The organism is Rhodococcus sp. (in: high G+C Gram-positive bacteria) (assembly GCF_049286785.1).
Classification (GTDB): domain Bacteria; phylum Actinomycetota; class Actinomycetes; order Mycobacteriales; family Mycobacteriaceae; genus Rhodococcus_F.
Map to the genome: position 1 here is coordinate 1 of NZ_JBAQEO010000866.1, position 8,640 is coordinate 8,640.

Annotated in this window: 7 protein-coding genes and 2 pseudogenes; 3 read left to right on the forward strand and 6 right to left on the reverse strand. The window is 66.3% G+C overall.

Annotation, left to right across the window (positions count from 1 at the left end; genetic code table 11):
* Both WAW17_RS30825 and WAW17_RS30830 read left to right on the forward strand, forming a co-directional pair.
* A pseudogene (locus WAW17_RS30825) lies at window positions 1-348 on the forward strand (ATP-dependent DNA ligase); the annotation flags it as partial.
* Between the two features lie 104 nt (window positions 349-452).
* Window positions 453-743, forward strand: coding sequence for a hypothetical protein (locus WAW17_RS30830; protein ID WP_422336632.1), 291 nt, complete (start codon window positions 453-455; stop codon window positions 741-743).
* Window positions 744-758: 15 nt separating this feature from the next.
* On the opposite strand, the gene WAW17_RS30835 is transcribed toward WAW17_RS30830, so the two are convergent.
* The 6 genes from WAW17_RS30835 to WAW17_RS30860 all read right to left on the reverse strand — a co-directional run bounded on the left by WAW17_RS30835 (window position 759) and on the right by WAW17_RS30860 (window position 7,520).
* On the reverse strand, window positions 759-1,217 hold the full coding sequence (locus tag WAW17_RS30835) for a hypothetical protein (RefSeq protein ID WP_422336633.1): 459 nt from the start codon (window positions 1,215-1,217) through the stop codon (window positions 759-761).
* Window positions 1,218-1,309: 92 nt separating this feature from the next.
* The gene (locus WAW17_RS30840) at window positions 1,310-1,966 is read right to left on the reverse strand and encodes a formylglycine-generating enzyme family protein (protein WP_422336638.1); all 657 of its coding nucleotides are present in this window, start codon (window positions 1,964-1,966) and stop codon (window positions 1,310-1,312) included.
* Window positions 1,967-2,128: 162 nt separating this feature from the next.
* Window positions 2,129-4,156 carry an acetoacetate--CoA ligase gene (locus WAW17_RS30845; RefSeq protein ID WP_422336634.1) on the reverse strand — a complete coding sequence of 676 codons (2,028 nt, stop codon included), beginning with the start codon at window positions 4,154-4,156 and terminating at the stop codon, window positions 2,129-2,131.
* A 108-nt stretch (window positions 4,157-4,264) separates the two neighbouring features.
* The gene (locus WAW17_RS30850; protein ID WP_422336635.1) at window positions 4,265-6,031 is read right to left on the reverse strand and encodes an FAD-dependent monooxygenase; all 1,767 of its coding nucleotides are present in this window, start codon (window positions 6,029-6,031) and stop codon (window positions 4,265-4,267) included.
* Window positions 6,032-6,054: 23 nt separating this feature from the next.
* Window positions 6,055-6,906 (reverse strand): fumarylacetoacetate hydrolase family protein, encoded by an 852-nt coding sequence (locus tag WAW17_RS30855; RefSeq protein WP_422336636.1) that lies wholly within the window; start codon window positions 6,904-6,906, stop codon window positions 6,055-6,057.
* A gap of 38 nt (window positions 6,907-6,944) precedes the next feature.
* Window positions 6,945-7,520, reverse strand: coding sequence for a VOC family protein (locus WAW17_RS30860; protein ID WP_422336637.1), 576 nt, complete (start codon window positions 7,518-7,520; stop codon window positions 6,945-6,947).
* A 305-nt stretch (window positions 7,521-7,825) separates the two neighbouring features.
* Between WAW17_RS30860 and WAW17_RS30865 the strand changes: the two are divergent.
* Window positions 7,826-8,640, forward strand: a pseudogene (locus WAW17_RS30865) (PucR family transcriptional regulator); the annotation flags it as partial.

Below are 8,640 nucleotides of genomic sequence, written 5' to 3' on the forward strand. Positions count from 1 at the left end.
GGCGCGTGGCGCAGAGGGCAGGGCGGACGGTCGAGCGGTATCGGATCGGTGCTGCTCGGCATTCCGGAGGACGGCGGCCTGCGGTACGTCGGCAGGGTCGGCACCGGCTTCACCGAACGCGACCTCGAGGCACTCGCCGCCGAGTTGAAGCCGCTCGAAAGCGACAGCAATCCCTTTGCCGACGAGGTGCCGGCTGCCGATCGCAAGGGTGCGGTGTGGGTCACCCCCACGCTGGTGGGGGAGGTGCGCTTCAGGGAATGGACCGGGTCGGGAAGGTTGCGGCATCCGAGCTGGCGCGGGCTGAGGGAGGACAAGAGCCCGGACGAAGTGACACTGGAATCGCTGTAACAGTCACCGTCCGTCATGGGATTCATTCCGTGCGGAAGTGGGTACCCCGAAACCCCGACCACGACGACCCCAGACACCGGGCTACTTGAACCAGGACCGATCCGATGACCTCACACTGGCACACCACCACCGATCATGACGAGATCCGCCGTTGGATCCAGGCGCATCACGGCACACCGGCGCGGATCGCCCATCCGGCGACCACCACCCACTTCCTGCGCATCGACTTCCATGATGTCGACATTCCGGTAGTCGAACACATCTCGTTGCAGGAATGGTTCAGCGTTTTCGACGAGCAGCGTCTGGCTTTCTGCTACCCCGATCCGCACATCCGCGGCGGAACCAGTGCCTGGTTCGAGTTGGTCCAGCGCGACAGATGTCTGAAGGGGAACTGACTGAAGGGGAACTGATCAGTCTCCGGACGAACCGGGCTCCGGTGCGGCAGGGTGTTTCGGTGCGGCAGGGTGTTTCGGTGAGGCAGGGTGTTCCGGCGTCTGGGCCAGCGACTGGCGCAACCGGGACCACTGGTGAATCCAGCTCTCCAGCGGCGCCAGCGACTTCTCGATCAGCCCCATCTGATGGTCGAAGGCTGAGAGCTCCGCCTGCAGTGCCTGCACGGTCAACCGCTGGGCATGGAGTTCCTCGACCAGCACCTCGAATTCGTCGATGAACGGCGGCGCCAGATCGATGAATTGCTGAAGAGAGTTCAGCATCCGGGTTACGGGTGCCGAGACAGGTTCGGGAATCACTCCGAGTGCTTCGCTCCCGACCGAGCCGACGAGGTTGGCCACCGCCCGGGTTCGCTCCTGCAACTCCTCCATCGCGGACTGCAGCAATCCGGCCCGATGCGCATTTTCCTGTTCGGTCATCGCCACCACCCTCCGAAGGATCCATCCGGTCTGTTCGTCCCGACCCGATCATCCGCTACGGATACCGTCTCGGCGACCGAACTCCGCGACCGTTATGTATTCGGTAATGGACGATCCACGCGGGCGATGCGGAATCCGACGTCGTCGATCCGATAGGTGGGGTGGCTTCGACGTCGCACGGATGCTCGGCAACTCCAGTGTTCGTCGAACCACCCACCGCCGCGCAGCACCCGATACGTGCCATACACCTCCGGGTCGTACAGATCCCAGCACCACTCCCAGACATTGCCCAATGTGTCGTGGAGGCCCCACGCGTTCGGTTGCTTGCCGCCGACGTCGTGCGGCTGCCCGCCGGAGTTGTCGTGGTACCAGGCGATCGCGTCGAGAGGTCCGTATCGCGGACCGGTTGTTCCGGCCCGGCAGGCATGTTCCCACTCGGCCTCGGTCGGTAGCCGATATCCGTCGGCGGTGGTGTCCCATGCGACGTCGTCCTCGACCATGCGATAGGCCGCCGACAGGCCGGCCCGCTCGGACAGGGTGTTGCAGAACGCGATCGCGTCCCGCCAGGACACCTCGTCGACGGGCAGGCGCGAGCCCCGGGTTGCGTCGGGCCCCTCGCCGACGACGCCTGCATATTCGCCGTGAGTCAGGGGCGTGGCTGCGATCTCGAAGGCGCCCACATCGACATGCCAGGTGCGGCGCGTTCGCCGATCCGACAGTGTGACCCGTCCCGCGGGGACGGCGATCATCTCGGGGTATGCGGTTGCCTTCATGATCGACCCACCCGTGCCTTGATTCGCAACGGTACTGCTGTGTTGATGATCCCGACCTTTCCGCTCCCCCCGACGAGTGAACGATCCGCGCGTCGAGCCCACATGATCAGCAGCTCAGAGCGTAATCCACGACGTCGGTCACGGCATGCCATCCTTTTCAGTCGGGCGTCCACTGCCGGACAGTCCCTGGATCTTTCGAGCGCGACGGAAGTTGTGGGCGTAGTCGATGTACCAGTCGAGGACACCGGTGTCGGCGACCGTGGCACGGTTGAGGGCCTTGTCGGGCGCTGTGCCCTGGATGAGCTTCTTGATCGGGATCTCGAGGCGTTTGCCGGTGCGGGTGGCCGGGACGGCGGGTACGTCGATGATCTCGTCGGGGACGTGCCGGGGTGAGACTTCGGTGCGGATTGCGGTGCGGATCTTGGCGACGAGGGCGTCGTCGAGATCGTGCTCCGGGCGGAGCACCACGAACAGGGGCATGTGGTATCCGCCGTCGGGCAGTTCTGCGCCGATGACGAGGGCGTCGGCGATCTCGGGAAGAGCCTCGACAGTCCGGTAGATGTCGGCCGAGCCCATGCGCACGCCGCCGCGGTTGATGGTCGAATCGGAGCGGCCGTGGATCCGGCAGGTGCCGTTGTCGGTGATGGTGATCCAGTCGCCGTGCCGCCATACTCCGGGGAAGGTGTCGAAGTAGGCGTCGTGGTAGCGGGACCCGTCCGGGTCGTTCCAGAAGTAGATCGGCATGGACGGCATCGAAGCGGTGATCACCATCTCGCCGACCTGGCCGGTCACCGGGATGCCGTACTCATCCCACGCTTGGACGTTCACCCCGAGGTAGGGGCCTTGGAGTTCGCCGAGGTACACCGGGGAGAGGGGGTTGGCGCCGACGAATCCGGTGGCGACGTCGGTGCCGCCGCTGTCGGAGCCGAGGTGGACGTCGGTGCTCACACAGCGGTACACCCACCGCCAGGTCGAGTCGGGCAGTGGTGACCCGGTGGACATGATGGACCGGAGCGCTGACAGGTCGAAGTCGGTGCCGGGGGTGGTGCCTGCCTTCTCGCACAGGGTCAGATATGCCGCCCCGGTGCCGAAGCGGGTCACTTGCTGCTGCGCGCAGATCTCGAACTGGTGGTCCGGGCGCTCGTGGGTCGGGCTGCCGTCGTAGGTGATGATGGTGGCGCCGGTGGCCATCGCGTCGACGAGCATGTTCCACACCACCCACGCGGTCGATGCGGCGATGAACACCCGATCCTCCGGCCCGAGGTCGTAGTGCAAGGCATTGGCCTTGAGCGATTCGAGGAGTATGCCGCCCTGGGAATGGACGATGCCCTTCGGCAGGCCGGTCGTGCCGGAGCTGTAGAGAATCCACAGTGGATGCTCGAACGGCACCTGCTCGTAGCGCGGTGCGGCGTCGCCGGTGATCGCCTCGGCGAAATCGGTGATGTCCTCGGGCACAGGGGTGTTCGGATCGAGATTGCGTACCATGATCGTGTGCCGCACCGATGGCAGCCTGGTGCGCAGCTCGTCGATCAGTTCTCGGCGGTCGACCGGCTTGCCGCCGAAGCGATAGCCGTCGACGCCGATCAGGACCGTCGGCTCGATCTGCCCGAACCGATCGACCAATCCCTTCAGCCCGAAGTCCGGTGCGCAACAGGACCACACAGCGCCGACGCTGGCGCAGGCCAGCACCGCGACGACCGCGGGGGCGATGTTCGGCAGGACGGCCGCCACCCGGTCGCCGGGGCGGACGCCGACCTCCCGCAAGTGCGCCGCGAGATTCGCGACCTGTGTGACCAGCCCAGTGCGCGAGAGCTGCCCCGTGGTGCCGAACTCGTCGACGGAGATGATCGCCGGACTGTCGTGGCCGGTATGACGCAGCAGGTTCTCTGCCCAGTTCAGTCGGGCGCCGGGAAACCAGCGCGCTCCGGGCATCGCCCGGTCGGCGAGGGCGACGTCGGACGGGCTGGAGGCGATGACGTCGAAGTACTCCCAGATCGAGATCCAGAACCGGTCGGGCTGGTCGACGGACCACCGCCACAGTGAGGCGAAATCGGTGGTGTGGACACCGTGGGTGTCGGCGAGCCACTGCCGGTACCGGGCCATCCGCGAGTTCGCGATGCGGTCGGGCGACGGCGTCCACAGCAATTCGCGAATCTCCGCTGACATGGTGACGATTCCTCTCGACGGTCGGGACAACAGGCCTGTGAACGGGGCGACGGTGGCGGGTGGTGCCCGACCGCGATCACCGGGCACCACCCACCGACGGAGCAGCGGTCAGCGCCGGCCGAGAATTGTTTCGAGGGCGGCGGTGAGCGTGTGCTCGGGCTGATCGCCCCCGTCCACGTTGCGCCAACCGACGTGATTGTCGGGCCTGACGAGAATCGCACCGCGGTCCCCGATCTCCCCGACCTGCGCCCAGAGACCGTCCGTATCGGTGTAGTCCGGCCCGATCCGGGCCACGTTGATCGTGATCCCGAACTTCTCGGCGGCGACTGCGGCTGCGGTCGCCCAGGCCCCGCCGTCCGCGCCGGTGATCAGGGCGAAGGCGCCGTTGCCGTCGGTGAGGTCGTGCGTGGAGATGCGGGCGCCGTCCTTGTCGAGCCACGCGTGTGGAAGGCGATGTCCGGGCCGGCTGGTCGGTGTGTAGATGGTCCCGGTTGCCGACCGCGGGGCCGGAGCCGAGCCGTCGGGGACGAGCGCCCCCTGGCGGTAGTGGAATCCGATTTCCACGTCGTGCGCCTGGAATTCGAAACGCTGGGTGCTGATCGTCTCGGCGGCGCGGGCGCGCAGAGCATCGCCGAGAAGGCCTTCGGAGAAGAGGGCGTGGAAGGCGGCGGTGTTGACCTCGAGCGGTGCGCCGGGGGTCAGGCCGATGCCGGCGTCGATGACGGTGTGGTTGCCGAAGGCCATCAACGCCCAGTCGGCACCGTCGGTGCTGACCGGCTTACGTTCGGGCTCGTAGGTGTCGAGCAGGGCATCTGTCGCGGATCCGGACAGCACCTGCGCCAGCTTCCAGGTCAGGTTGTGGGCGTCGAGGATGCCGGTGTTCAGGCCCAGGCCGGTGGTCGGCGGTTGGCGGTGCGCTGCGTCGCCGGAGAGGAAGATGTCGCCGATGCGCCAGCGGTCCGCGACGATGCGGTCGAGAATCCAGTGGCTGACCTTGTGCACCTTCAGGTCGAGGTCGGGCAGGCGCAGGAGTTCGCGGAGCCGGGGCACGATGGCCTCCTCGTTGAACCGTTCCGGATCGTCGGGACGGAAGGCGAAGTGCACGACCCATTCCTCGGAGTTCCGGCCCCAGGTCGGGCCCATCTGAACCATGGCGCCGGCGCCCCAGGAGCTCTCGCCCTCCGGGTTGAGGAACCAGGTGATCAACGTCTTGTCGTCCCAGTACTCGGACAGGTCGGCGGTGAAGTGGGTGCTGACCATGTCGACCATATTGGTGGGGCCGACCATCGAAACGTTCTCGCGGGGGCCGACGGTCTTGCCGCCGTCGGCGGCAATGACGTAGCGGGCACGGACGGTGAACTGCTCATCGGTGTCCCGGTTCACCACGGTGGCGACGACGCCGGCGTCGGTCTGTTCCCAGTCGAGGACCTCATGGTTGTAGCGGATCCGGCCCGGGGCGCGCTTCTCGGCCTCGCCGCGCAGCAGCGGCTCGAGGCGCAGCTGCGGGTAATTGGTCGACAGGACGGGGCTGTCAGCCTCGTAGCGTTCACGCAGGCTGTTGCCGCCGAACGCGTCCATGCGGTGGATTTCCTTGCGGTCGAGCGGGCCGTCGCCGCCGAGCGAGGTCAACCACCGGATCTGGCCGAACTTCTCGATGGGGCAGCCGACCTCGTAGATGGCGTCCGCGATGCCGTGCTGACGGTAGACCTCCATCGTGCGTTGGTTCAGGTAGTGCGCCTTGGGGAGATTGGAGGTGCCGGAATGCCTTTCGACCAGAAGATGCTCGACTCCGAGATTGGACAGGAAGATGGAGCTGGACAGGCCGCAGCCGCCGCCGCCGATGATCAGGACGGGTGTGTCAATGGTGGTGGACATCGTGGTTCCTTGCAGCTAGTGGTTCAGTTCTGGAAATTCGAGGTGAAGTGGTGGCGCATTTCGCCGATGCGTTCGACTCGGGTGATCAGTTCGTCGTCCGGTCCGAGGAAGCGCTGGGGGTCACGGGCCCAGCCGATACCGGACGGAGTTCCGGTGAAGATCAGATCGCCCGGCAACAGGGGCAGGATCGCAGACAGGTACTCGACGATCTGCGGGATGGGGAAGATCATGTCGCCGGTACGGGTCTTCTGCATTTCTTCACCGGTCAGCGTGCAGCTCAGTTCGAGGTCGTCCGGGTCGTCGAATTCGTCGACCGTCACCAAGGCGGGACCGATCGGGGTGAAGCCCGCTCGGGACTTGCCCAGCGAGAATTGTTGCGGCGCGGGACCGGACAGCTGGAGTTCGCGGTCGGACAGGTCCTGCCCGGCGGTGAGGCCGGCGATGTGTCCCCAGGCGTCCGCGGCCGACACGTTGCGTGCTTCGGATCCGATGACGGCGACGAGCTCGCCCTCGAAATCGACCGAGGACGAGGGCAGCTCGATGTGAGAGTAGGGGCCGGTGACCGAGGCCGGGAACTTCGTGAAGACGAACGGGGCGTCGGGGAGGTCGAGACCGGACTCGGCGGCGTGGGCCCGATAGTTCAATCCGACGGCGAAAACCTGTGGTGGGCGTGGGACCGGCGCCTCGAGGCTGCCTGGATCGATCTCGGCGCCGGTCGAGGGGTCGACGGTCTTCGCCCAGGAGACGAACTCCTCCCACCGGGGGAAAATCGCCTGGACGTCCGCAGAAAACCTGCCCGCGCTGGCGGTTTCGACGTCGACCCACCGGTCCGGTGTGGCGAGGCCGAGGCGGCCGTCGTGGTTGACGATGCGCATGTGCGCTCCAATCCGTGTGCTCGTGTCCGAGATGAGGGTCAGGCGCCGGTGAGTGCGGGCATCGGGTCGGGCAGGTCGGGGCTGACCGACAATGCCCAGGCTCGGGTGATCAGGTCCGCCTCGGGAGTGCCCTGGCGACGGGCCTGGCGCATCAGCTTCGGATCGAAGCTCACCCCCACGGGGTTGCCGCCGTATTCGGGACCGCGCATGTAGGCGGTGGCCTCGTCCGGCGTCGCGAAGTTGTCGATCTGGAGTTCGACGAAGTTCCCGTCCGGGTCCTGGTAGTACAGGGAGGTGGTGACCCCGTGCTGGATCGGGACCTTCGGGGTGATGCCCTTGCCCTCGAGCAGCTCGTAGCGATCGAGCAGGTCGTCGAGCGAATCGAAGGTGTACGCGGTGTGGTGCATGCCCGCCGCGGTCGGTGACTTCGGTTCGAGCTCGACCGGCGCGCCGAGGAAGGCGATGCGATGGTGTTCGTCATCGAAGGTGACGAAGCACAGTCCGTGCCCTTCGAAGACGACGTGGGCGTCGAGCACCGTGCAGTACCAGTCGCGCATTTCCTCGGGCCGGCTGGTCTGTAAAACGACGTGGGCGAACTTGGGTGTGGCGGTCATTGGGGACCTTTCATGCGCAGGTGCACCAGGGGACTGGGTGGCCGATACATGCCGCGTGTGGCCTGTGACACAATTTCACCCTGTTGTGATGAGGATGACCACTGTCCACGGCACAGGCCCGAGGTCGTGGATTGGTCTTCAGACCAAACGGCGCCCAGTGGTGCCGCAACGGTTGAGGCTGGCGAAAGGACGTCCGGGTGGCGCACTGGACCTGCAGACTCGTCGGGACCCGCCCCCACGGCCCGGAACTCGAGTGGCTCGGCCCCGAGGGGGATCGACTCCGGTCTGTACTAGGAGACGGAGCGGTGACCTGGGCAATAGAGGTCGGCGAGCGGATCGCCGCCAAGATCACACAGGAAATTCCCCCGTTGGGGGACAGCGCTCCCCACTTCAATGCGCTGCGCCGGGCCACTACCTCGACCACGTTGCGAGCGTTGACGCTGGTCTCCGGACTCGGCGAGTCGGACGGGTCCCTCGCCAGCGCCGAGGAGGTCGAGATCGCCCAGGACTTCGCCCGCCGCGGCCTCGAGCTCGACGACCTGCTCCGCTCAATTCGGGTCGGGTACGCCGTGCTCGCGGCCGCCCTGCTCGACGGAGCGACGCTGCTGGTGCCGGAGAAGGAGAACAGCACCGAACTGCGGCGAGTCTCCGTCCTGCTCTTCGAGGTGATGGACGACTTCACCAGCGTTGCAGCGACGGCGTTTCTCGACGAACAGAACACGTGGGCAGCCAGCATTTCCGCCGCCCGGTTCGATCTCGTGAAAAACATCGTCGACGCCCAGTCGGTCGATCCGGACCACGCCGAGGAGGCTCTCGCCTACCCACTGAGAGGGGCGCACGTGGCGATCATCGCGTGGAACAAGTCACCACTCGGTTTCTCCGGTTCTGATTTGCGTAGTGTCATCGACCCGGTCCTTCGTCACTGGGGCGCCCCCGAGGCGACGCTGGTGATTCCAGTGGGAGCACACACCGTGTGGGCATGGGGTGCCGTAACACCCGCGAAGCGCGAACAACCGAATCCGTTGCCCGAGTTCGATGGCACCCACGTCGTCGCAGGCCAAGTCGGCCACGGTCTGGAGGGGTTCCGCCGAAGCCACCTCGAGGCACAGTCGGTGGAACG

Coding starts and splice junctions, on each gene's coding strand:
- WAW17_RS30840 (WP_422336638.1), bottom strand. CDS start 1,966: ATGATCGCCGTCCCCGCGGGACGGGTCACACTGTCGGATCGGCGAACG.
- WAW17_RS30830 (WP_422336632.1), top strand. CDS start 453: ATGACCTCACACTGGCACACCACCACCGATCATGACGAGATCCGCCGT.
- WAW17_RS30855 (WP_422336636.1), bottom strand. CDS start 6,906: ATGCGCATCGTCAACCACGACGGCCGCCTCGGCCTCGCCACACCGGAC.
- WAW17_RS30835 (WP_422336633.1), bottom strand. CDS start 1,217: ATGACCGAACAGGAAAATGCGCATCGGGCCGGATTGCTGCAGTCCGCG.
- WAW17_RS30850 (WP_422336635.1), bottom strand. CDS start 6,031: ATGTCCACCACCATTGACACACCCGTCCTGATCATCGGCGGCGGCGGC.
- WAW17_RS30845 (WP_422336634.1), bottom strand. CDS start 4,156: ATGTCAGCGGAGATTCGCGAATTGCTGTGGACGCCGTCGCCCGACCGC.
- WAW17_RS30860 (WP_422336637.1), bottom strand. CDS start 7,520: ATGACCGCCACACCCAAGTTCGCCCACGTCGTTTTACAGACCAGCCGG.